This is a genomic window from Achromobacter sp. RW408, assembly GCF_003184165.1.
In the GTDB taxonomy this organism is placed as follows: Bacteria; Pseudomonadota; Gammaproteobacteria; order Burkholderiales; family Burkholderiaceae_B; genus Achromobacter; species Achromobacter xylosoxidans.
Map to the genome: position 1 here is coordinate 120,125 of NZ_QHHO01000040.1, position 24,062 is coordinate 144,186.

General features: G+C 66.1%; 17 protein-coding genes. 14 read left to right on the plus strand and 3 right to left on the minus strand.

The features are described from left to right. Window positions 1–2 precede the first annotated feature (2 nt). The 13 genes from dapC to DK459_RS08230 all read left to right on the plus strand — a co-directional run bounded on the left by dapC (window position 3) and on the right by DK459_RS08230 (window position 19,407). Window positions 3–1,199: a succinyldiaminopimelate transaminase gene (dapC, locus tag DK459_RS08170; RefSeq protein WP_006386214.1), complete on the plus strand. Its 1,197-nt coding sequence runs from the start codon at window positions 3–5 to the stop codon at window positions 1,197–1,199. A 28-nt stretch (window positions 1,200–1,227) separates the two neighbouring features. Further along, window positions 1,228–2,049 carry a 2,3,4,5-tetrahydropyridine-2,6-dicarboxylate N-succinyltransferase gene (dapD, locus tag DK459_RS08175; protein ID WP_006386215.1) on the plus strand — a complete coding sequence of 274 codons (822 nt, stop codon included), beginning with the start codon at window positions 1,228–1,230 and terminating at the stop codon, window positions 2,047–2,049. After that, complete coding sequence (gene dapE / locus DK459_RS08180) at window positions 2,049–3,266, plus strand: succinyl-diaminopimelate desuccinylase (RefSeq protein ID WP_020928398.1); 1,218 nt, start codon at window positions 2,049–2,051, stop codon at window positions 3,264–3,266. The genes dapD and dapE overlap by 1 nt, the downstream gene beginning before the upstream one ends. A gap of 10 nt (window positions 3,267–3,276) precedes the next feature. Beyond that, complete coding sequence (gene prmB / locus DK459_RS08185; RefSeq protein WP_006386217.1) at window positions 3,277–4,173, plus strand: 50S ribosomal protein L3 N(5)-glutamine methyltransferase; 897 nt, start codon at window positions 3,277–3,279, stop codon at window positions 4,171–4,173. Then, the gene (locus DK459_RS08190; protein WP_102949865.1) at window positions 4,170–6,104 is read left to right on the plus strand and encodes an ABC-F family ATP-binding cassette domain-containing protein; all 1,935 of its coding nucleotides are present in this window, start codon (window positions 4,170–4,172) and stop codon (window positions 6,102–6,104) included. Before prmB ends, DK459_RS08190 begins: the two co-directional genes overlap by 4 nt. A 123-nt stretch (window positions 6,105–6,227) precedes the next feature. Next, window positions 6,228–6,716, plus strand: coding sequence for an RNA polymerase sigma factor (locus tag DK459_RS08195; protein ID WP_006386219.1), 489 nt, complete (start codon window positions 6,228–6,230; stop codon window positions 6,714–6,716). Then, window positions 6,713–7,645, plus strand: a complete 933-nt coding sequence (locus DK459_RS08200; protein WP_038503944.1) for a FecR domain-containing protein — start codon at window positions 6,713–6,715, stop codon at window positions 7,643–7,645. The genes DK459_RS08195 and DK459_RS08200 overlap by 4 nt, the downstream gene beginning before the upstream one ends. 173 nt (window positions 7,646–7,818) lie before the next feature. Next, window positions 7,819–10,449 (plus strand): TonB-dependent siderophore receptor, encoded by a 2,631-nt coding sequence (locus DK459_RS08205; protein WP_054498715.1) that lies wholly within the window; start codon window positions 7,819–7,821, stop codon window positions 10,447–10,449. Window positions 10,450–10,640: 191 nt separating this feature from the next. Further along, window positions 10,641–13,277: a TonB-dependent siderophore receptor gene (locus DK459_RS08210; protein ID WP_110134634.1), complete on the plus strand. Its 2,637-nt coding sequence runs from the start codon at window positions 10,641–10,643 to the stop codon at window positions 13,275–13,277. A 183-nt stretch (window positions 13,278–13,460) separates the two neighbouring features. Next, on the plus strand, window positions 13,461–14,123 hold the full coding sequence (locus tag DK459_RS08215; RefSeq protein ID WP_131727668.1) for a hypothetical protein: 663 nt from the start codon (window positions 13,461–13,463) through the stop codon (window positions 14,121–14,123). 364 nt (window positions 14,124–14,487) lie between these two features. Next, window positions 14,488–17,109 carry a TonB-dependent receptor gene (locus DK459_RS08220; RefSeq protein ID WP_110134635.1) on the plus strand — a complete coding sequence of 874 codons (2,622 nt, stop codon included), beginning with the start codon at window positions 14,488–14,490 and terminating at the stop codon, window positions 17,107–17,109. Between the two features lie 126 nt (window positions 17,110–17,235). After that, the gene (locus DK459_RS08225; protein ID WP_054436823.1) at window positions 17,236–17,898 is read left to right on the plus strand and encodes a hypothetical protein; all 663 of its coding nucleotides are present in this window, start codon (window positions 17,236–17,238) and stop codon (window positions 17,896–17,898) included. Window positions 17,899–18,087: 189 nt separating this feature from the next. After that, a complete protein-coding gene (locus DK459_RS08230; RefSeq protein WP_054498711.1) occupies window positions 18,088–19,407 on the plus strand; it encodes a cytochrome-c peroxidase in 1,320 nt (439 codons plus the stop codon). A 119-nt stretch (window positions 19,408–19,526) separates the two neighbouring features. Here DK459_RS08230 and DK459_RS08235 read toward each other — a convergent pair whose 3' ends face one another. The 3 genes from DK459_RS08235 to DK459_RS08245 are packed head-to-tail and all read right to left on the minus strand — an operon-like array spanning window position 19,527 to window position 23,334. After that, the gene (locus DK459_RS08235; protein WP_006384334.1) at window positions 19,527–19,832 is read right to left on the minus strand and encodes a chorismate mutase; all 306 of its coding nucleotides are present in this window, start codon (window positions 19,830–19,832) and stop codon (window positions 19,527–19,529) included. Window positions 19,833–19,837: 5 nt separating this feature from the next. Further along, window positions 19,838–22,129, minus strand: coding sequence for a UvrD-helicase domain-containing protein (locus DK459_RS08240; protein WP_035181277.1), 2,292 nt, complete (start codon window positions 22,127–22,129; stop codon window positions 19,838–19,840). After that, on the minus strand, window positions 22,126–23,334 hold the full coding sequence (locus DK459_RS08245) for a fatty acid desaturase (protein WP_006384332.1): 1,209 nt from the start codon (window positions 23,332–23,334) through the stop codon (window positions 22,126–22,128). Before DK459_RS08245 ends, DK459_RS08240 begins: the two co-directional genes overlap by 4 nt. Window positions 23,335–23,769: 435 nt before the next feature. Here DK459_RS08245 and DK459_RS08250 point away from each other — a divergent pair, with 435 nt between their 5' ends. Then, entirely contained in the window at window positions 23,770–24,054 is a 285-nt protein-coding gene (locus tag DK459_RS08250; RefSeq protein WP_024069512.1) for a hypothetical protein, read from the plus strand. The last annotated feature ends 8 nt before the right edge of the window (window positions 24,055–24,062 follow it).

Here is a 24,062-nt window from a genome sequence, read left to right on the forward strand (position 1 = left end):
TCATGAATCCGCGCCTCGATGCCCTGCACCCCTACCCGTTCGAAAAATTGCGCGCCCTGCTGGCCTCGGCCAGCGCGCAGCCGGACGGCCTGACGCCCATCAACCTGTCGATCGGCGAGCCCAAGCACGCCGCGCCCGAGCGCGTGGGGCAGGCCATTCGCGATCATCTTGGCGGCTTGTCGGTGTATCCGTCAACCAAGGGCGATCCCGCACTGCGCCGGGCCATCGCCGACTGGCTGGCGCGGCGCTACAGCATCCCGGCGCCCGATGCCGAGACCCAGGTGCTGCCGGCGCTGGGCTCGCGCGAGGCCCTGTTCGCCTTCACCCAGACGGTGATCGATCCGTCGGCCGGATCGGTGGTGATCTGCCCCAACCCGTTCTACCAGATCTACGAAGGCGCCACCCTGCTGGCCGGCGCCACGCCCTACTACGTCAACGCCGACGCGCTGCGCAATTTCGCCTGCGACTGGAACCAGGTGCCGCAAGACATCTGGAAAAAGACCCGCCTGGTGTTCGTCTGCTCGCCGGGCAACCCGGCCGGTAACGTCATGTCGCTGGACGAATGGAAGGACCTGTTCGCCCTGTCGGACCGCTACGGCTTCGTGATCGCCTCCGACGAGTGCTATTCCGAGATCTACCTGGACGAAGGCAATCCGCCGCTGGGCGGCCTGCAGGCGGCGCGCCGCCTGGGCCGCGACGACTACCGCAACCTGGTGGCGTTCTCCAGCCTGTCCAAGCGTTCCAACGTGCCGGGGCTGCGCTCGGGCTTCGTGGCCGGGGATGCCGCGCTGATCGGCCGCTTCCTGCTGTACCGCACGTATCATGGCAGCGCCATGAGCCCGCTGGTGTCGGCCGCCAGCATCGCCGCCTGGACCGACGAGACCCACGTCAAGGACAACCGCCGCCTGTACCGCGAGAAGTTCGAGGCCGTGCTGCCGATCCTGCAGAACGTGCTGGACGTCTCGCGGCCGCAAGCCTCGTTCTACCTGTGGGCGGCCACGCCGGGCTCGGATACCGCCTTCGTGCGCGACCTGTACGGCCGTACCGGTGTTACCGTGCTGCCGGGCAGCTTCCTGGCGCGCGAAGCGCATGGCGTGAATCCGGGACAGGGCCGCATCCGCCTGGCCCTGGTGGCGCCGTTGGCCGACTGCGTGCAGGCGGCCGAACGCATCGCCCATTTCGTACATACTTCTGTTTGATCAACCTTTTTTGAAAAGCTGAGCCGCTATGACTCTCGACCTGCAGACCACCATCGAAAAAGCCTGGGACGACCGGGCCAACCTGTCGCCCGTCGACGCCAGCGCCGAAGTGCGCGAAGCCGTCGAACACACCATCGACGGGCTGGACCTGGGCCGCCTGCGCGTGGCCGAGAAAATCAACGACGACTGGGTCGTGCACCAGTGGATCAAGAAGGCCGTGCTGCTGTCGTTCCGCCTGTACGACAACGCCATCATGGGCCAGGCCCCGCTGCAGTTCTACGACAAGGTGCCGCTCAAGTTCTCGGAATACGGCGACAACGCCTTCAAGCAAGGCGGCTACCGCGTGGTGCCGCCCGCCGTCGCCCGCCGCGGCGCCTTCATCGGCCGCAACGTGGTGCTGATGCCCTCCTACGTCAACATCGGCGCCTACGTCGATGAAGGCACCATGGTCGACACCTGGGCCACCGTCGGTTCGTGCGCCCAGATCGGCAAGAACGTCCACCTGTCCGGCGGCGTCGGCATCGGCGGCGTGCTCGAGCCGCTGCAGGCCAACCCCACCATCATCGAAGACAACTGCTTCATCGGCGCCCGCTCGGAAGTCGTGGAAGGCGTGATCGTCGAAGAGAACTCGGTGCTGGCCATGGGCGTGTACCTGTCGCAAAGCACCAAGATCTATGACCGCGCCACGGGCAAGGTCACCTACGGCCGCGTGCCGTCGGGTTCGGTGGTGGTGCCGGGCTCGCTGCCCTCGGCCGACGGCTCGCACAGCCTGGCCTGCGCCGTCATCGTCAAGCGTGTCGACGCGCAGACCCGCGCCAAGACCAGCATCAACGATCTGCTGAGGGCGTAATGCGCACGACCGCACGGCCGCCCGAAGGGCGTGCACCCTCCCTTGGGGAGGCAGCCGCGCAGCGGCAGGAGGGCCAACCTCCCTCGGTTGTTCTGGATCTGGTCAAGGACCTGATCGCCCGTCCGTCGGTCACCCCGGCGGACGCCGATTGCCAGGCGACGCTGGCCGCGCGCCTGGCGCGCATCGGCTTCACCTGCGAGACCATCGCCCAGGGCGGCGTCACCAACCTGTGGGCGCGCCGTGGCGACACGGCGCCGCTGGCGGTCTTCGCCGGCCACACCGACGTGGTGCCGCCGGGCCCGCGCGAGAAGTGGGAAAGCGATCCGTTCGTGCCCACCGAGCGCGATGGCTACCTTTATGGCCGCGGCGCCGCCGACATGAAAAGCTCGATCGCCGCCTTCGTGGTGGCGGCCGAGGAATTCGTGGCGGCCAACCCGCGGCACGGCGGCTCGATCGCCCTGTTGATCACGTCCGACGAGGAAGGCCCGTCGATCGACGGCACCGCCATCGTCTGTGACGCGCTCAAGGCGCGCGGCGAGCAGATGGACTATTGCATCGTCGGCGAACCCACCTCGGGCGACGTGCTCGGCGACACCTGCAAGAACGGCCGCCGCGGCTCGCTGTCGGGCAAGCTCACGGTCAAGGGCATCCAGGGCCACGTGGCCTACCCGCACCTGGCGCGCAACCCGGTGCACCAGCTGGCGCCGGCGCTGGCCGAGATCGTCGCGATCGAATGGGACCAGGGCAACGAATACTTCCCGCCGACCACGTTCCAGGTCTCGAACCTGAACTCGGGCACGGGCGCCACCAACGTGGTGCCGGGCGAGGCGGTGGCGCTGTTCAACTTCCGCTTCTCCACCGCCAGCACGCCGGAAGGCCTGAAGGCGCGGGTGCACGAAGTGCTGGACCGCCATGGCCTGGAATACACGCTGGACTGGGAACTGGGCGGCGAGCCCTTCCTGACCCCGCGCGGTTCGCTGACCGATGCGCTGGTCAAGGCCATCCGCGACGAGACCGGCGTGACGGCCGAGCTGTCGACCACCGGCGGCACGTCCGACGGCCGCTTCATCGCCAAGATCTGCCCGCAGGTCATCGAGTTCGGCCCGTGCAACGCCACGATCCACAAGGTCAACGAGCGTATCGAGCTGGCCTCGCTGGACCCGCTCAAGAACATCTATCGGCGCACGCTGGAAAACCTCCTCCTGCCCGCCAAGTAAAAAGCCTCTCATGCCTCAAAACGCCCGCCAAGAACTGCTGACCCTGCGCGACCTGATCCGCTACGGCGTATCGCGCCTGAACGCCGCCCAGGTGGCGCTGGGACACGGCAGCGACAACGCCTGGGACGAGACGGTCTACCTGGTCCTGCACGCGCTGCACCTGCCGCTGGACACGCTGGAACCCTTCCTGGATGCCCGCGTGCTCGACGAAGAACGCAACCGCGTGCTGGACCTGATCGACCGCCGCGTCACCGAGCGCGTGCCGGCCGCCTATCTCACCAACGAGGCCTGGCTGCGCGGGCATCGCTTCTACGTGGACGCGCGCGTCATCGTGCCGCGCTCGCCCATCGCGGAACTGCTGGACGAAGGCCTGTCGCCCTGGGTGCAGGACGCGCAGGCCGTCGACAGCGTGCTGGACATGTGCACCGGCTCGGGCTGCCTGGCGATCCTGTCGGCGCTGGCCTTCCCGTACGCGCAGGTGGACGCCGTCGACGTGTCGCCCGACGCGCTCGAGGTCGCCCGCCGCAACGTCGACGACTACGGCCTGGCCGACCGGCTGGCGCTGCACCAGAGCGATCTGTTCGACAGCCTGCCCGAACGCCAGTACGACGTCATCGTCTGCAACCCGCCCTACGTCAACAGCGGCTCGATGGACGTGCTGCCGCAGGAGTACCGCCATGAGCCGCAGCTGGCCCTGGCCGGCGGCGCCGACGGCATGGACCTGGTGCGCCGCATCCTGCAGGCGGCCCCGCGCTACCTGTCGGAGAACGGCGTGCTGGTGCTGGAGATCGGCCACGAGCGCGATTTCTTCGAAGCCGCCTTCCCTGAACTGTCGCCGGTGTGGCTGGATACGGAGCAAGCCTCCGACCAGTTGCTGTTGCTGACCCGCGAGCAGTTGACGACGTGATCCGCGCCTCTGGATTGACCCTGCGTCGCGGCACCAAGGTGCTGCTGGACGACGCCGAATTCGTGGTGCACCCCGGCGAACGCGTCGGCATCGTCGGCAAGAACGGCGCCGGCAAGTCGTCGCTGTTCGCGCTGCTGACCGGCGCGCTGGACCTGGACGCCGGCAACCTGGCGCTGCCGGCCGGCTGGCGCATCGCCAGCGTCGAACAGGAACTGCATGCCGACGACCGCCCCGCGCGGGAATTCGTCATCGACGGCGACACGCCGCTGCGCGCCCTGCAGGCGCGCCGCGCCGAGCTGACCGACGACCAGGGCACGCAGATCGCCGAGGTCGAGGCGGCGCTGGTGGAGGCCGGCGCCTGGAGCGCGGCCTCGCGCGCCGAGCAACTGCTGGCCGGCCTGGGCTTCAAGCCGGCCGAATGGAGCCAGCCGGTGGCGAGTTTCTCCGGCGGCTGGCGCATGCGCCTGGCGCTGGCGCGCGCGCTGATGGCGCCGTCCGAACTGCTGCTGCTGGACGAACCCACCAACCACCTGGACCTGGACGCCATGCTGTGGCTGGAGAAATGGCTGGCCGCCTATCCCGGCACCGTCATGCTGATATCCCACGACACCGAGTTCCTGGACGCGGTGGCCAAGTCCATCCTGCATTTCGACCACGCCAAGCTGGTGCGTTACCGCGGCGGCTACGGCGATTTCCTGACGCAACGCGCCGAGCGCCTGCGCCAGACCAACATCGCCTACGAACGCCAGACCCGCGAAGCGGCGCGCCTGCAAGGCTTCATCGACCGCTTCAAGGCCAAGGCCTCCAAGGCCAAGCAGGCCCAGAGCCGGGTCAAGGCCCTGGCGCGCATGCAGGTGCTGGCGCCGCTGCACGCCGAGGCCGGCATCGACATCCGCATCCCCTCGCCCGAGCAGGTGCCGGATCCGCTGCTGACGCTGGAGCACCTGTCGGCCGGCTACACCGACGCGGCCGGCAACGAGGTGCCGATCCTGCGCGACGTGACGCTGATGGTGCGCGCCGGCAGCCGCGTCGGCGTGCTGGGCGCCAACGGCGCCGGCAAGAGCACGCTGATCAAGACCCTGGCCGAGGAACTGCCGGTGCAGGCCGGCGAACGCCGCGCCTCGCGCGGGCTGGCGATCGGCTACTTCCACCAGCACCAGCTCGACATGCTGGACGTGGACAGCACGCCGCTGGCCCACCTGGCGCGGCTGTCGCCGGAAACGCGCGAGCAGGAATTGCGCAATTACCTGGGCGGCTTCGGCTTCTCGGGCGACACGGTCAACAGCAAGGTCGGCCCCATGTCGGGCGGCGAGAAAGCCCGCCTGGCCCTGTCGCTGATCGTCTGGCAGAAGCCCAACCTGCTGCTGCTGGACGAGCCCAGCAACCACCTGGACGTCGAAACGCGCGAGGCCCTGGCCGCGGCGCTGGCCGAGTTCGGCGGCAGCATGCTGCTGGTGTCGCACGATCGCCACCTGCTGCGCACCACCGTGGACAGCTTCTGGATCGTGGCCGACGGCGCCGTGCGCGAATTCGACGGCGACCTGGAGGACTACCGCGACTGGCTGGCGGCCCGCAACGCCGGCGAACGCGCCGAGGCCGCCCGCGAAAACGCCGAGAACGGCGAGGCCGTGGTCGACCGCAAGGCGCAACGCCGCGCCGAGGCCGAGCAGCGCCAGCGCCTGTCGGCGCTGCGCAAGCCGCTGGAAGCCAAGCTGGCCAAGGTCGAGGCCGAGATGGAGAAACTGCGGGCCAAGCTGCAGGCGCTGGACGGCGTCATCGCCGACCCGGACCTGTATTCCGACGCGCGCCGCGCCGAGCGCCAGAAGGTCATGGCCGAACATGGCGAACACGGCAAGCGCATGGAAACGCTGGAAGAACAGTGGCTGGAGCTGCAGGGCTCGCTTGAAGAGATCGAGCAGGGCGAAGCCTGAGCCGCGGGCGGACGGCATGCGCCGTCCGCCCTTGCCATCGGCAGGCAATACTCAATAACAATAATAATTATCATTTATAATTTGACGCGAATCTGACTCTATCTGGCGCGAGGCGTCAGCGACATGTCTTCGCTTACCGACGTATTTCTCCGGCACTACCGCGAAGTGCTGGGCTTTCTGGCCATGCGCACGGGCTCGCGCGACGTGGCCCAGGACTGCGCCCAGGACACCTGGATCAAGCTGGCAGAGTTCCAGGACAAGACCCTGCCGGACAACGACCGCGCCTATGTGTTTCGCGTGGCGGCCAATATCGCCACCGACTGGCACCGGCGCCGCGGCCGCGAACTGAGCACGGTCGCCGACTACGCCGCGGCGCAGCCGCCGGCCTTCGAGGCCGACACGCTGGAAGTGGCCTCGGCCAACCAGCTGCTGCGCCGGCTCGAAGCGGCGCTGCTGCGCCAGCCGCGCCGCAGCCTCGACGTGTTCGTCCTGCATCGCCACGAAGGGCTGACCTACCGCGCCATCGCCGAGCGCCTCGCGATCTCGGTCAGCGCGGTCGAGAAACACATGATGCGCATCCTGCTGGCCTGCGACCTGGCGCTGTCGGCGTGAGCAGGACTGACGCCCTTGGCCCCGCCGCGAGCGCCGACGAGCAGGCCTCGCGCTGGGTCATCCGCCGCAGCGGCCAGCCGCTGGACCCGCAGGCGCAGGCCGAATTCGACGCCTGGTATCACGCCGATCCGCGCCATGCCGCCGCCTACGAGCGGCTGGCGCGGGTGTGGCGCCGCATGGGCGAGATCGATCGTGGCAAGCTGGCCGCGCGCCCGCCCCGCAAGCGCCGCACGGCGCTGGCGCTGGCGCTCGTCGCCGCCGCCGGCATCACCGCCTATACGCTGCGCGACTTCCAGCCCGGCGCCGACTACGCGAGCGACACGCAGCCGCTGCGCGTCGCCCTGCCCGACGGTTCACGCGCCATCCTGGACGCGCATTCGGCGATCGCCCTGGACTTCGGCCCCGCCAGGCGCGAGGTGCGCCTGCTGGCCGGCCGGGCGCTGTTCGAGGCCGCGCCGCGCAGCGCCGACGGCCCCGCCTTCACCGTCGTCACGGCGGACGCCACCGCCACGGCCCTGGGCACCCGCTACACGGTCGCTCGCGACAGCGACACAACCCGCATCACCGTCTACACGCACCAGGTGGCGGTGCAATGCCTGGCCTGCGCGGACCGGCAACCGCAGACACTGGACGCCGGGCAACGCATGAGGGTTTCGGCCAACGGCATCGATCGCGACCCGGCAACGCCCGAAACCGCGCCCGCCTGGAGCCAGGGGCTGCTGGCCTTCAACGACACCGCGCTGCCCGACGCTGCCGCGCAGCTGGCGCGCTACACCGGCAAGCGCATCCTGGTATGGGGCGAGCGGGCGCGCGCCACGCGCGTGTCCGGCACGGCCGGCATCGCCGATCCCAGGCGCGCGCTCGACCTGCTGCTGGCGCAGACCAAGGTCGAGATCACCGACCTGCCCGGCCTTCTGATCCTGCGCTGACCACGGCTCCGCCGCGGGCCTTCCCGGCCGGCGGCGATTCCCGTCGCGGGCATGGCGGGCATTTCCCAATCGGTAAATAAGAATCAATATAAATTATTCATCAATTCCGCAATGAGGGGTTTCGTCCTACGTCGCGTCCTACGGCTGACATCACCACAGCGTAGGACGTTTTCATGCCTTTTCCTCTTGACGGCAGGCGCCGGTCCGGCGTCCCGGCCGCCCTTCTTTGCCTCATGCTGGCCATTGCCGCGCCCGTTGGCGCCCAGCCGCCGGCGCGCACGCAAACCTACGACATGCCGGCCCAGCCCCTGGGCAATGCGCTGCTCGCGCTGGGACGCCAGTCCGGCCTGGAAATCTCCTTCCCGCCGGCCGCGGTGGCCGGCAAAATGGCCCCCGCCCTGCACGGCGAATATTCGGCGCTGCTGGCGCTGGATCGCCTGCTGGCCGGCTCCGGCCTGGCCCTGCGCGCCGACGGTCCTGGCCGCTACATCGTGTTCGTCGACAAGGCCAACCCATTCTCGACCTCGCGGCTGGAGCCCGTGCGCGTCTATGGCGAGCAGACCGGCGAACGCGTCTTCGACAAGGAGGAGATCGCCACCACGCCCTCCTCCAACCACGACCTGAGCACACTGGTGGCGAACCATCCGGCGGTGCGCACCAACCCGGGCGCCGCCGGTTCGCAGAATCGCGGCTCGCTCAACGTCGAGGACATTTCCTTCCACGGCGCCAGCCCCTACCAGAACCTGTTCCAGATCGACGGCATCGACGCCACCAACCGCGTCGACCCGGCCAGCAAGAACCTGAACCTGCAGGTCGGCAACGTGCCCAGCAATCCGCAGTCGTACTTCATCGACACCAGCCTGCTGGAATCGGTGCGCGTCTACGACAGCTTCGTGCCGGTCGAGTACGGCCGCTTCACCGGCGGCGTGGTGGATGCGCGGCTGCGCCGCTTTTCCGGCGAGAACCACCTGAAGTTCGACTACCGCTGGAACACGTCGAAGATGACGCGACAGCGCGTGTCCGAGGGCGAGGAGAACAGCTGGGCGCAGGGGCAGCCGGGCTATTCCCCCGAATGGAAGAAACGCTTCTATTCGGCCGTGGGCGACTTCGCCTTCAACGACAAAGCCGGCGTGGTGCTGGCCATGTCGCGCCGCGAATCCGACATCACGCGCTGGAACATGGGGGTGGACGACGACGGCCAGCCGCAGCAGGGCCAGGACACCTATCGCGACCGCGTCGACAACTTCCTGGGCAAGTTCAGCGTGCGCGCCAGCGCCGACACCACCGCCGACCTGACGCTGAAATACAGCGACCGCAGCGAGACCCTGTCCAGCTACCTGTTCCGCGACACCCGTTGGGACAACAACCACGGCGCCTACGGCCTGAGCGGCAACCTCGAGCACCTGTTCCAGGGCGGGCGCTTCGCGCTGCAGGCCGGCTGGGACCACGCCACCAGCGACCGGCAGTCCGTCGGCGACGAGCTGGTGACTTACCAACCCTACAGGCTGCCGCGATACACCGCGGGCGGCTTCGGCAAGGAGCAGACGCGGCAGGACACCTGGACCCTCAAGGGCCGCGTCGACCTGGATCCGGTGCGCACCGGCATCTTCACCCACAGCCTGTACGCGGGCGCTGACCTGCAGCAGGTCGAGGCGGGCTTCAAGCGCTTCCAGGACTCGTATTCGTTCCGCCGCGTCTACGACAACAAGGGCGCCTACCAGGACTTCAGCAAGGTCCACTATCTGCCCGGCACGGTCAACGTGAAATACAGCATGGCAAGCGTGTACCTGTCCGACCGCATCGAGTGGCAACGGCTGGCGCTGGACGCCGGGCTGCGCTACGACCGCGAGACCTTCCTTGGCAACACCAACGTGTCGCCGCGTACCCGCCTGGAGTGGGACGTGCTGGGCTCCGGCGACACGCTGCTGAGCGCGGGCTGGTCGCGCTACTACGGCAGCGAGGTGCTGGAGACGGCGCTGGAGGCCGAACGCAGCCGCCTGCGCCGCCAGGTGCTCGACAGCAAGGGCAGGCCCGTGGCCGATGGCGGCAAGGAGTACTTCGTCGATTACCGCGGCCTGCGCATGCCGTATGACGACGAATGGGCGGTGTCGCTGCGCCAGCGCATGGCGGGCATCGAAGGCCTGCTGAGCTACGTGCATCGCAACGGCCGCGACCAATGGACCAAGAGCGGCACCGACGCGGCCGGCTACACCTATGCCAACGACGGCTTTTCCACCACCGACGGCGTCAGCCTGACGCTGCGCACGCTGGAGCCCTGGCGCCTGGGGCCGACGCGCTGGAACATGCAGGCATCGTGGAGCTGGCAGAAGCGCAAGACCAACGGCGACCTGGTCACGGGCTACACCGCCGATGCGCGCGACCCGGACGACCGGGTGATCTACAACGGCTCGGAGATCCGCGCCATCGACCTGCCGCCCAGCACCTTCTACCAGCCCCAGGTCGCCTCGCTCACACTGATCGGCGCCTACCCGCGCATGGGACTGACGTGGAGCAACAAGCTGAACTGGCGCAGCAAGCGCGACGCCACCATCTACGTCGGCGTCGGCCCGCGGCCGCAATCCCTCGACCGCTACGAATCGGGCGAATTGCCGTCGTACTGGACCTGGGACACCAAGCTGGCCTGGCAGCCGACGTTCGCGCGCAACCTGGAATTCACGGTGGAAGTGCTGAACCTGCTGAATCGCATGCCGGCGGTCACCGCCAGCAACCCGAACCTGAAGACCAACCGCAGCACCTTCCAGTCGGGACGCGAACTGTGGCTGCAGGTGGGATATCGGTTCTGAAACGGGCCTGACCAGCGGGACCGACAAACGGGCCTGAAAAACGGACCTGACAAATGGGCATTACATTCGGCGCGAGCATTCATCTGGTCTGACTTCGACACGCCACCGCGCACATTCGCCGTTTTGGCGCTGAGGTACTGCGCCGACCGCGGCGTCCTATGGCTGGTTTTCATTCAGCCAAGGACGCTTGCATGCCCCGCTCTTTCAACGGCCGTTTCCGCCCCTCCGCGTCGATCGCGATCTTCTGCGCCATGCTGGCCACGACCGCGCCCGCCCTGGCCCAGTCGCCCGACCGCACCTTCGCCTACGACATTCCAGCGCAACCGCTGGGCGACGCCTTGCTGGCGCTGGGCCGCCAGTCGGGCCTGCAGATTTCGTTTCCGCCGGCCGCCGTGGCCGGCAAGGTCTCGTCCGCCCTGCGGGGCGAAACCTCGGCGCTGGCGGCGCTGAACCAGTTGCTGGCAGGTTCCGGCCTGGCGCTGCGCGCCGACGGACCGGGCCGCTATATCGTGTTCGTGGACAAGACCAATCCGTTCTCCGTATCGCGGCTGGAGCCGGTGCGGATCTATGGCGAGCAGATCGGCGAACGCGTCTACAGCCGCGAGGAAATCGCGCAAACGCCATCGTCGAACCGGGATCTGAGCACCTTGGTGGCCACGCATCCGGCGGTGCGCACCGACCCGGGCGTGGCCGGTTCGAAGAATCGGGGATCGTTGGACGTCGAGGACATTTCATTCCATGGCGCCAGCCCTTACCAGAATCTGTTCCAGATCGATGGCATGGACGCCACCAACCGCGTTGATCCGGCTAGCAAGAATCCGAACCTGGTCGTAAACAACGTACCCAGCAATTCGCAGTCCTACTTCGTCGACACCAGTCTGCTGGAAGCGGTGCAAGTGCATGACAGCTTTGTGCCTGTGGAATACGGTCACTTCACTGGCGGCGTGGTGGATGCAAAATTGCGCCGCTTCTCCGGGCAGAACCATCTGAAACTGGACTACCGTTGGAACAACTCCAACATGACACAACAGCGCACGGCGCATGGTGACGAACAGAAGTGGTCACAGGGCCACTTCGACTATTCACCCAGGTGGAAGAAGAGCTTTTACTCGGCACTAGGCGATGTCGCATTCAGCGAAAAGGCCGGCATGGTATTGGCATTATCTCGTCGCCAATCCGACATCACGCGAGCAGCCATGGGCGTTGACGGCAAGGGCCAACCGGAGTTGCGCGAAGGAACCTACAGCAACCAGATCGATAATCTCCTGGGAAAATTCAGTGTGCGTCCGTCCTCAGACACCGTCGCCGACCTGACGCTGAAATACAGCGAGTATCACCAGGCTCTGGCCGACGCCTATTTCCGCGACACAACCTGGGACAATTATCACAGCGGACGCGGCGTCAACGGCAAACTGGAACATCGATTCCAGGGTGGGCGCTTCTCACTACAAGCGGGATGGGATCGCGCCACCAGCCACCGGCAGTCCGTTCGTGAAGAGTTCGTATCCTATTTCACTCCGCCGATCAAAAAAGTGCAGTACTCGGTGGTGGGCTTTGGCAAGGAACAGACGCTGCAGGACACGGAAGTTCTCAAGGGTCGCGTTGACCTGGATCCGCGACGCACCGGCATGTTTACCCATACGGTCTACGCAGGTTCCGAGCTGGAGCAGACCCACGCCCGATTCAAGCGATTTCAGGACGCGTATGCGTACCGCCGCAGCCAGTTCCCCGATGGCACTGTCCAAGATAGCAATAGAACCCACTACCTGCCCGGCACAGCTGAGGTAAAGCATCACACTGCCAGCCTGTATCTGTCGGATCGTATCGAATGGAAACGGCTGGCCCTGGATGCCGGGCTGCGCTACGACCGCGACAGTTTTCTTGGCAACAACAATCTGGCGCCCCGCACGCGCCTGGATTGGGACATGTTCGGAACGGACAACACCGTGCTGAGCATGGGATGGTCCCGCTACTACGGCGCACAGATACTGGGCATCGCCATGGAGGCGGAGCGTGCGCGCCTGAGAATAAACGAGACGGACAAGGACGGAAACCCGAGGGCGAATGGCCGCAAACCGTACACGGTGGACTACAAAGGGCTGCGCACGCCGTATGACGATGAATGGGCGATATCGCTGCGCCAACGATTGGCGGGTTTGGAGGGCGCGCTGAACTATGTGCATCGCGACGGGCGGGACCAGTGGACAAACGTCAACATCGACGCCAATGCTTCCCGCTACAACAGCGATGGTCGTTCCACGACCGACGGCATCAACCTGACCGTACATACGCTTCATCCGATGGCCCTGGGAAGAACCCGCTGGACCATGCGCGCCACTTGGGGCTGGCAGCGGCGCCGGGCCAATACCGAGTTGGCCAAGGGCTATAACGACCACGCGGGGGACCCTGATGAACAGGTGCTCTATAACAATGCGCAGATTCGCGCCTTCGACCTGCCAACCAATTCATTCTTCCAACCGCAAGTCGCCACCTTGACCGTGACCGGCGCGTATCCGGGAGCGGGCCTCACGTGGAGCAACGCATTCAACTGGCGCGGTGCCCGCGACGCGATTTTCTATGCAGGCAAAGGACCGGCTCCGGACTTTCTCAACAGCTACACATCGGAAAGGTTGCCATCCTACTGGACCTGGGACACCAAGTTGAAATGGCAGCCCACCTTCGCGCGCAACCTGGAACTGACGATCGAAGTTCTGAACTTGCTCAATCGCATGCCAGCAGTCACGGGCAATAGACCCAGACTCACGGCGGACCATCGTACCTATCAATCTGGGCGCGAACTCTGGGTGCAAGTCGGATACCGCTATTGATCCAGGCTGGTCATTCATCCTATGCGCCGGGCGAATCTTGCACTCGGGGGAATCAGACCGCATGCCGTAGCGTACTGATCCCTCGGCCCCTACCATCACATACGGTCGCTCTCACATGGAACGCGCCGCGCGCTCCTGCCGGAATGACCGCATCGCGTCGCGATGCCCCGCGGGAGCATGCAAGTGGAACTCAACGAATCTCAAGCCGACACCAAGGCCACTATCGTGGAATATGGCCGACAACACGGGTTTTCCGACGACCTGATACAGATAGCGTCGGACATCGCTTATCTTGAATCGTCGTTTGGCTCATCGTTGGCGAATCCCAACTCAACCGCTTCGGGCCTATTCCAGTACACGGACGGCACCTGGGACGCATTTCACAGCGCCCTGGGGGGCAAGGCTGATCCAATGAACCAGATCGCAGCTTTGTACAACGATCTCGAAACCTACTCATCCTGGTTCAACGACCCAGCCACCAACGGCAATATCCCGGATGGCTTGTCCCTGGGAGAGTACGCCTACGTGAAGCACCACGACGGGCGTTCCACCACCGACTTCATTGGCGCCCCCGGTCTGAAAGTTTATCGGGATCACCTCAAAGCCCTTCCTCCAGAGATAAGGCTGGCGAATCCCGGACCATACCCCGGCGCATTGGCGGTAGATGCCGATACATACATCGACGACGGCTACGCCAAGGACCAGTACGACAGAGTGGGGTGCATCAAGAGCGGAGATGACGGTATCGTGTATATCGACTACAACCTCGAACCCTTCCTCACGGATGACGAGCGGCAGGGAATAGTCGACAGCGATCCGACAAACTCTTTCTATATCTACCGATGATGCCTGGCGGCAATTGGATATATACGCGCGATACACGATAGAAACGCAATAGAAATCCTGCCTCGCGCCATGCATGGTCGGCGCAAACCGTTGCATCACCTACTGCACCCGCCCGAGGCGGCCATGTCTCACATAGGAATCCCGTGCGCCAGCCTCTGCCGGGACCTGTGCCGGCTCGCAGGTGTCGATGTCAACAACTGACTCGATACAGTCAACAAGAATCCACTCGCGAACTCTGGTTGCAAGTCGGCTACCGCTTCCAACGGAATCGGACGATATGACCGACCGTTCGTTGCTTCACACTGAGGTCCTGGCTGGCTTGCTGCGTCCCACTGCCGACATCCACGGAGCCAGGGACGCCCTCATGCCACGCCATTTCCACCCCACACGCACATCGACGCTTCTTTTCTGCACCTTGCTGGGTCTGGCCATTCCCGCGGCCGCCCAGCCGCTGACCGACACCCTGCGCCTGTGCATCCCCTCCCTGCCGCTGGGCGACGCGCTGGTCGAACTGGGCCGCCAATCCGGGCTGGAGATCTCGTTCCCGCCCGACGCGGTGGCGAACAAGATGTCGCCGGTCGTGCGGGGCCGGTTTCCGGCCCGACTGGCGCTTGACCAGATGCTGGAAGGCTCGGGCCTGGCGCTGCGCGCGGACGGCGAAAACCGCTACATCATCTACGTCGACAAGCCGGACCCGGCCAGCACCTCGCGGCTGGAACCCGTGCGCGTCTATGGCGATCAGGTCGGCGAGCGCCTCTACGACCAGGAAGAGATCGCCGCCACGCCATCGTCCAACCGCGACCTGAGCACGCTGGTGGCCAACCACCCGGCGGTACGCACCAACCCGGGCGCGGCCGGCTCGCGGAATCGCGGCTCGCTCGATGTCGAGGACATTTCGTTCCACGGCGCCAGTCCCTACCAGAACCTGTTCCAGATCGATGGCATCGACGCCACCAATCGCGTCGACCCGGCCAACAAGCAGCTGGCCCAGGTGGGGGGCAACGTGCCCAGCAATCCGCAGTCGTACTTCATCGACACCAGTCTGCTGCAAGCCGTGCAAGTGCGCGACAGTTTCATCCCGGTCGAGTACGGGCGTTTCAACGGCGGCGTCGTCGATGCGCGGCTACGCCGCTTTTCCGGCGAGAACCACCTGAAGTTCGATTACCGCTGGAATACGTCGAGCATGACCCAACAGCGCGTCTCGCCCGGCCAGGAGAACAAATGGGCCCAAGGAGAACCCGGCTTCACGCCGCGATGGAAAAAACGCTTCTATTCGGCCGTGGCCGACATCGCCGTCAACGACAAGGCCGGCCTGGTGTTGGCCATGTCGCACCGGCAGTCCAGGATCGAACGCTGGATCATGAGCGTGGACGACAAGGGCAAGCCCCTGCGCACGCCCAACATCTATGGCGATCGCATCGACAATTTCCTGGGAAAATTCAGCGTGCATGCCAGCGCCGACACGGTGGCCGACCTGACGCTGAAATACAGCGACCGCGGTGAAACGCTGGCCAGCAACATGTTCCGCGACACGCATTGGGACAACAACCCTGGCGCCTATGGCGTCAGCGGCAACCTGGAACACCGCCTGGGCGCGGGACGCCTGATGCTGCAAGCCGGCTGGGACCACGCCATGAGCAACCGCCGCTCCATGAGCCGCGAGTGGGTGACGACGCGCCCGTATGGGTTGCCGTCGTATTTCAAGGGAGGCTTCGGCCGCGAACAGAAGCAACAGGACACCCTGGTGCTCAAGAGCCGTATCGATCTCGATCCGCTGCACACCGAAGCGTTCACGCACAACGTGTACGCGGGGATCGACATGCAACAGGTCGACGCGGCCTTCAAGCGTCCGCAACTGTCCACGGCCTACACGCGCACCTACCGCAGCGCGGACACCTACGTCGATACCAACCTGTCGCTGTGGCGGCCGGGCAACGTGCGCGCACGCTCCCGCACGGCCGCCCTGTACCTTTCCGACCGCATCGAGTGGCGTCGCCTGGCGCTGGATGCCGGGCTGCGTTATGACCACGAGAGCCTGTTCCGCGGCAACAACGTGGCGCCGCGCACGCGCCTGGACTGGGACGTGTTCGGGTCGGGCAACACCTTGCTGAGCGGCGGCTGGTCGCGCTACTACGGCGGCCCCGTCCTGGAAACCGCGCTCGAGGCCAGGCGCCTGAGGTTGTTGAAACGCGTGACGAACTTCGAGGGCAAGCCGGTACCCGCGGACGAGCAGGATTTCTCGGTCGACTACAGCGGCCTGCGCATGCCGTATGACGACGAATGGGCGCTGGCGCTGCGACAGCGCGGGGCGGGATTGGAGGGCTCGCTGAGCTATGTGCGCCGCAACGGCCGGCAGCAGTGGATCAAGACCGGCAAGATCAATACGGGCTTCAAGTACCGCAACGGCGGCGGCTCCACCACCGACGCCGTCAGCCTGACATTGCACACGCTGGAACCCTGGCATGCCGGCCCCACCCGCTGGACCATGCAAGCTTCGTGGAGCTGGCAGAAGCGCAAGACCAACACCGATCTGGTCACGGGCTATGGCGGCGACGCCCGCGGCCCCGACGAACGGGTGATCTACAACGGCTCGGAGATCCGTGTCATCGACCTGCCGCCCAGGAGTTTCTACCAGCCCCAGGTGGCCACCCTCGCGCTCACCGGCACCTACCCCAAGGCCGGGCTGGCCTGGAGCAACATGCTGAACTGGCGCGGCAAGCGCGACGGCGTCATGTATGTCGGCAAAGGTCCCGCGCCGCACCTGTTGGACAGCTACAAGTCGGGCGGCCTGCCGTCCTATTGGACCTGGGACACGCAGCTCACCTGGCAGCCGACCTTCCTGCCGCGCCTGGAACTGACGGTGGAAATCCTGAACCTGCTCAACCGCATGCCCGCGATTGTCGCAAGCAATCCCAACCTGGCGGCCGACAACAGCACCTATCAGTCGGGGCGCGAACTCTGGCTGCAGGTCGGCTACCGCTTCTGACGACAAATCAGACCATGCGCCATGGAGCGTCACAGCCTTCATCCCTAACATGCGCCGTGGCCATACCGGCCACGGCGCGGGTTCTCCATCGGGACGCCTGCCGCGCCGTCACGCAGGAGCATTTGCATGGCATTGAGCCGATCCCAGACCGAAGTCAAAGCCGCCATCGTGGACCATGGCCGACAGCGCGGCTTCAGCCCCCCGACCATCCAGATCGCGGCGGACATAGCCTATATCGAATCGGCGTTCGGCGCCTCGCCGCGCTCCGCCGACGCCGGCTCGAGCGCATCGGGCCTGTTCCAGTACACGGACGAGGCCTGGTACGCGCACCATCAAGCCGCCGGCGAAAAGGACGCCCCCGGCAGCCAGATCGCCGCCTTCTACACCGACCTGGCGACCTACGTGGCCTGGTACCACAGTCCCGCCACCAATCGCCATATCCCCGACGACATGCCGCTGGGGGAATTCGTTTTCGTCATGCACCACGGCGGGCGGGGCGGGCCGGTCCTGTTCAAGGACACCGCGCGCGATCTCTACCGCAAGCATGTCACCGACGACACCCGGTTGCTGACCGCCGCCCATCCCTCCCCCTGCCCCGGCGCGCTCGTGCTCGACGCCGAGGCCTACACCGGCTATCCGGTGGCGGGTGACAGCGCGGGATGCATCAAGATGGGCCCGGATGGCATGGCGTATATCGACTACATCCTGGAACCCCTGCTGTCGCGAGCGGAACGGCGCGGAATCGTCGAACGGGATCCCGACGGGGCATTCCGTCTTCTTGGCGAATGAGGGACCGGCAAGGCAGGACCGGCCACGACGGGGCGCCAATCAAAAGGCGCCTGGCACGGGTCATCGATCGAATCTCACGCATCAATCAAAAAATCGAAATCCATATAGATTATTCATCGATTGCGTGCTGAGGTATTGCAATCGTCGCAGCGTCCTACGCCTGACACCAACGCGACACGGAACGTATCGATGCCTCTGCGTGGCAAATCCCGGCTCCGGCCGAACGCCCTGGCCACCGTCCTGCATGCCATCCCGCTGGCCCTCCTGCTGGCCACCGCGTCCAGCGCTTCTGGCCAGCAGCCCGCCTCCACGCCATCCGGCATGGCGTCCAACGCCGCTTGCCACGACCCGACGGGCTGGAACATCGCCTGCCTGCGCGCGCGCTATTCCGGACCCGCGGCCGCCTGGCCCGCGCCCACCATCGACGCCGGCGTGCAATGGCATGAATGGGCGCCGGTCCCTCCCGTCGCCAGCCCCCCGCTGCAATGGACCGCCGCCAATCCCGGCCAGGCCGAACTGGCCGCCGACGTGGCGCGGCCGGCAGTCGTGGCGCTGGGCCAGATGCTGTTCTTCGATACCCGCCTGTCGCGCAAGGGCGAGGTGTCCTGTGCCTCCTGCCACCAGCCGCAGCGCGCCTTCACCGACGGCCTGCCGCTCGCGGTGGGCGAGGACAAGCTGATGGGCCGACGCCGCTCCACGCCGCTGTATGCCGCGCCGTTCGCGCCACGGCTGTTCTGGGATGGCCGCGCGGCCAGCCTCAGGGAACAGGTGATGGGGCCGCTGCACGACCCGCGGGAAATGAACCACGACGCCGCCGGAGCGGTGGCGCGACTGCGGCAGACCGACATGTATCCCAAGCGCTTCCTGGAGGCGTTCGGCGGCGCGCCGGTGGCGGCGTCTCCAACGGCTGCATCGGCTTCACCAATAGTTGCATCGGCTTCATCGGCGGCTACCTCAACGGCATCCACGACGGCATCGACGCCGGCATCCGCGATCGACGCCGACCACCTGGCGCGCGCACTGGCCGCCTACGTGGCCTCGCTGCGCCCCGAGAAGACGCGCTTCGATGACTTCCTGGCCGGCCGCGCCGATGCGCTGGACGACACCGAACTGCTGGGCCTGCACCTGTTCCGCACCCAGGCGCGCTGCATGAACTGCCATAACGGCCCGCTATTGACCGACCACCAGTTCCACAACATCGGCCTGTCGTTCTACGGCCGCCGCAACCAGGACCTGGGGCGCTACGAAGCCACGCGCGATCCCGCCGACCTGGGCAGGTTCCGCACGCCGAGCCTGCGCAACGTGGCGCAAGCCGGCCCATGGATGCACAACGGCCTGTTCCCGGACCTGCGGGGGCTGCTGCGGATGTACAACGCCGGCATGGGCCGCGAAGCGCCGCCGGCCGATCCCCCGGACCCGCATGCGCCGCGCAAGTCGGCGCACATCAAGCCGCTCGACCTGAGCCCGGCCGAGATCGACGCCCTGCTGGCGTTCCTGAAGACCTTGTAGTGCGCTCCGCCGACAGCGCGGCGCTGGAAAAAAGAATGGCCGCGGCAAAAGCCGCGGCCATTGGACCTTTCGCTGCGCGAACGGCCGCGCCCTGGCGGACAGCGGCCGTCAGGCGCGCATCACGAATAGGGACGTTCGCGCAGGCGCGTGTGGTGATCGACCACGGTGTCGATCACTTCGCGCAGAATGGTCTCGGCCAGGGCCGGCGGCACGCCGGCTTCTTCGGCCAGGCGCCGGATGCGCTGGACCTGCTGGTCCTCGCGCACCGGATCCACCAGGTCCATGTCGTTGGCCTGCTTGAGCTCACCGATCATGTCCGTGCAGCGAAAGCGCACCCCCAGCAGCAGGATGATCTGCTGGTCGATCTCGTCGACTTCGGCGCGCAGCGATGCCAGTTCGGCTTTCGGGGAATCTTGATTGGCCATGTCTTTCAACCTTGAACGATATCCAGCTTGGCGATGCCCAGCGCCAGCGTCTTGGACCCGACATCGCGGAAATGGATCTCCGCCTGGGCGTCCTGCCCCGCGCCGCTCAGGCTGACGATGGTGCCGTCACCGAAACGGGCGTGGTGCACGCCCTGCCCTACACGATACTGCTTGTCGCCGACGGTGACGCCGGAGGCCGTGCCGCGCGGTTGACGCGGCGCAATGGTGTTGGTGGGCTTGCGGCCGAAGGCGTCGCCGCGGTTGCCGTTCCAGCCGCCACCGGCGCTGAGCGCCGGCGCCAGGCCGGCCTTGGGCGACAGCCACTTGAGATGCTGCTCGGGAATTTCGTCGAGAAAGCGCGAACGCATGGCGTAGCGCGTCTGGCCATGCAGCATGCGGCTTTGCGCCAGGCTGATGTACAGGCGCTGGCGCGCGCGGGTGATCGCCACGTACATGAGGCGGCGTTCTTCTTCCAGGCCGGATTGCTCCAGGATGCTGTTCTCGTGCGGGAACAGGCCTTCCTCGAGGCCGGTGATGAAGACGGCGTCGAACTCCAGGCCCTTGGCCGCGTGCACGGTCATGAGCTGCACGGCGTCCTGGCCCTGCTGGGCCTGGTTGTCGCCGGCCTCGAGCGCGGCGTGCGACAGGAAGGCCGCCAGCGGCGTCAGGCCGTCGGACGCCACCGGCGCCGCATCGACCACCCCGGGCATCAGCGTGCTGGAGGTGGCCTGCTCGGGCACCACGCCGGCGGGCATGCCGTCGTAGTTTTCCTCGGACGCGAACACCGCCGCGGCCGTGATCAGTTCGTTCAGGTTTTCGAGGCGCTCGGCGCCTTCGCGCTCGGCCTTGTAGTGCGCGTTCAGGCCGCTGGCCTCGAGCATGTGCTCGACCATTTCGGGCAGCGGCAGGTCGCGCGTTTCCTCGGTCATGCGATGGATCAGCTGGGCGAACTGGGCCAGGTTGGAGCCGCCCTTGCCGGCCACCAGCGCCACGGCCGCGTACAGGCTGGAATCGTGCGCGCGGGCCGCGTCGGCCAGCTGTTCCAGCGTGCGCGCGCCGATGCCACGCGTGGGGAAATTCACTACCCGCATCCACGAGGTGTCGTCGTGCGGATTGGCCATCAGACGCAGGTAGGCGAGCGCGTGCTTGATTTCCTGGCGCTCGAAGAAGCGCAGGCCGCCATACACCTTGTAGGGTATGCCGGCCGAGAAGATGGCGTGTTCGATCACGCGCGACTGCGCGTTGCTGCGGTAGAGCACGGCGATCTCGCGCCGCAGGCTGCCTTCGTGGATCAGCGAGCGGATCTCGTCGACGATCCATTGCGCTTCCATGCCGTCCGAGGGCTGCTCGATGACGCGCACCGGTTCGCCTTCGCCCTGGTCGGTCCAGAGGTTCTTGCCCAGGCGGCCGCTGTTGTGGCCGATGAGCGCGTTGGCCGAATCCAGGATGTGGCCGTACGAGCGGTAGTTCTGCTCCAGGCGGATGACGGTGCCGTGCGCGTAGTCGCGCTCGAAGTCGGACATGTTGCCGACGTTGGCGCCGCGGAACGCGTAGATCGACTGGTCGTCGTCGCCCACGGCGAAGATCGCCGCGCCGCCGCCGGCCAGCAGCCGCAGCCACTTGTACTGCAGCGTGTTGGTGTCCTGGAACTCGTCGACCAGGATGTGGCGGAAACGGCGTTGGTAGTGCTCGCGCACCGGCGCGTTGCGCGACAGCAGTTCGTAGGCGCGCAGCAGCAGCTCGGCGAAGTCGACCACGCCTTCGCGCTGGCACTGGGCTTCGTAGAGCTGGTAGATCTCGATCAGGCGGCGGCGATGCGCGTCATAGGCTTCGACGTCGGCGGGGCGCAGGCCCTCTTCCTTGGCGCCGTTGATGAAGCGCTGCACGTCGCGCGGCGGGTATTTTTCGTCGTCGACGCCGTTGGCCTTCATCAGCCGCTTGATGGCGGCGAGCTGGTCGGTGACGTCGAGGATCTGGAAGGTCTGCGGCAGGCCGGCGTCGCGATGATGCGCGCGCAGCATGCGGTTGCACAGGCCGTGGAAGGTGCCGATCCAGAGGCCGCGCGTATCGATCGGCAGGATGGCCGACATGCGCGCCAGCATTTCGCGGGCGGCCTTGTTGGTGAACGTGACCGCCAGCAGCCCAAAAGGCGAGGCCTGGCCGGTTTGAATCAGCCAGGCCATGCGGGTGGTGAGCACCCGGGTCTTGCCGCTGCCCGCCCCGGCCAGGACCAGGGCGTGCTGCGGTTCTAACGTTACTGCGGCGCGTTGTTCAGGATTGAGTTTCTCTAGCATCATGCCGCGTAGCGGCGCAGACGTTGAGCGAATTGCTCGAGCCCGGCGATGCCGCTTTGCTGGGCGCGCTGGCACCAGGCCTGCAGGTCATGGAGAAGCTGTTCGCTGCTGGCGCTGGAGCTTTCCCAGATGCGGCCGAGTTCGCGGCGCATCTGCACCAGCGTCGACAGCGACTTGTTCTGGGCGATGGCCTTGTCCACGGCTTCGAGTTGCTCCGGTTGCAGGATGTCCTCGTTGCGGTGGATGGCGCGGCGCACCTTGTGCAGCTTGTTCCAGCCGCATTCGGCGTTGCCGTCCTGGCGCGAGGCCTTCAGCTTGGCGAGCTCCTCGCGGGCGGCGCTCTTGATCACGTCCGCGTAGCGGGCCATGACTTCGTAGCGGTGCGTGATCACGCCTTGCAGCGTGCGCAGGTCGATGCCGGTCTTGGAGTCATCCAGCTTGAGCTTGGGCGCGACCTTCTTGATCTTGGCCAGGCCCAGGAACTTCAGGATGTTGATGTAGCACCAGCCGATGTCGAACTCGTACCACTTGGCCGAGAACTTGGCCGACGTGCCGTGGGCGTGGTGGTTGTTGTGCAGCTCTTCGCCGCCGATCACGATGCCCCACGGGAACACGTTGGTGCTGGTGTCCGGGCTGTTGTAGTTGCGATAGCCCCAGTAGTGGCCGATGCCGTTGACGACGCCGGCCGCCCAGAAAGGGATCCAGGCCATCTGCACCGCCCACACCGTGACGCCGATCGCGCCGAACAGGGCGATGTCGATGGCAAGCATGGTCAGCACGCCCCACAGGCTGTGCTTGCTGTAGACGTTGCGTTCGAGCCAGTCGTCAGGCGTGCCGTGGCCGAACTTGGCCATGGTTTCCTTGTTGTTGGATTCTTCGCGGTAGAGCTCGGCGCCGCGGAACAGCACCTTCCAGATGCCGAACAGAATGGGCGAATGGGGATCGCCTTCCTTTTCGCACTTGGCGTGATGCTTGCGGTGGATGGCAACCCACTCCTTGGTGACCATGCCGGTCGTCATCCAGAGCCAGAAGCGGAAGAAGTGCATGACGGCCGGATGCAGATCCAGGCCCCGGTGCGCCTGGCTGCGGTGCAGGAAGACGGTGACGGACACAATGGTGATGTGCGTCATGACCAGGGTGAAAACGACGATCTGCCACCAAGTGGCTTGGGTCAAACCGCCGGCAATGAAGGAGAGGATGTAATCCATAAAGCTGTAGTGAGCCTCGCTTGAAGAGTGCCTGAAGTTTAGCTTACCTTTGCCGCGTTATGACAACGGAGTTTCAAAATAGTTGTTGAGCGAAATCAAGGACTAAGCCCTGCTTTTGACATTTTGACGGCAAGCTCGCGGCCGGGTTGGCGGCCCGTTCGCGACGCGACTGGCGCTTTCCTGGCAGGGAATCGTCTTCGCGCAGTCACTGGGTTTTGGCCTTCTTTCGCGATTAAAGTTCCTGTCAGGCTGGGCCGCTGTCTTGCAGGCGCCACGCGCCTGGCGCACACTTCGGTCCGCCGTCACTGCTCCCACCGTCATACGATGTTCCGCAAAATAACCCGTCCCCATTTCGTTGCCACCTTGAGCGCCGCAATCGCGTCCGTGGCTGCACCGGCCGCCGCGCAGTCGCTGAAAACCGGGGACATAGCCGTATTGGCGTCCTATTACGAGATCCGCGGGTCGGACTGCCTGGCGCTGCGCGCGCCGCGCGTGACCATCACCCTGCAGCCGCGGCTGGGCACCGCCAGCATCGTGCAGACCCGCGGCCAGTCCAGCGACTCGGGACGTTGCGCATATAAGACAGTGCCGATAGCGCAATTGGTCTACCAGGCCAGGCAGCCTGGGTCCGATTCGCTGGCGTGGGAAGTCAAATACCAGAATAAGACGGTGGGAACACGCCGCTACAGCGCCACGCTCGGCATCGCGCCGGCTCCCTGAGCGCTTCC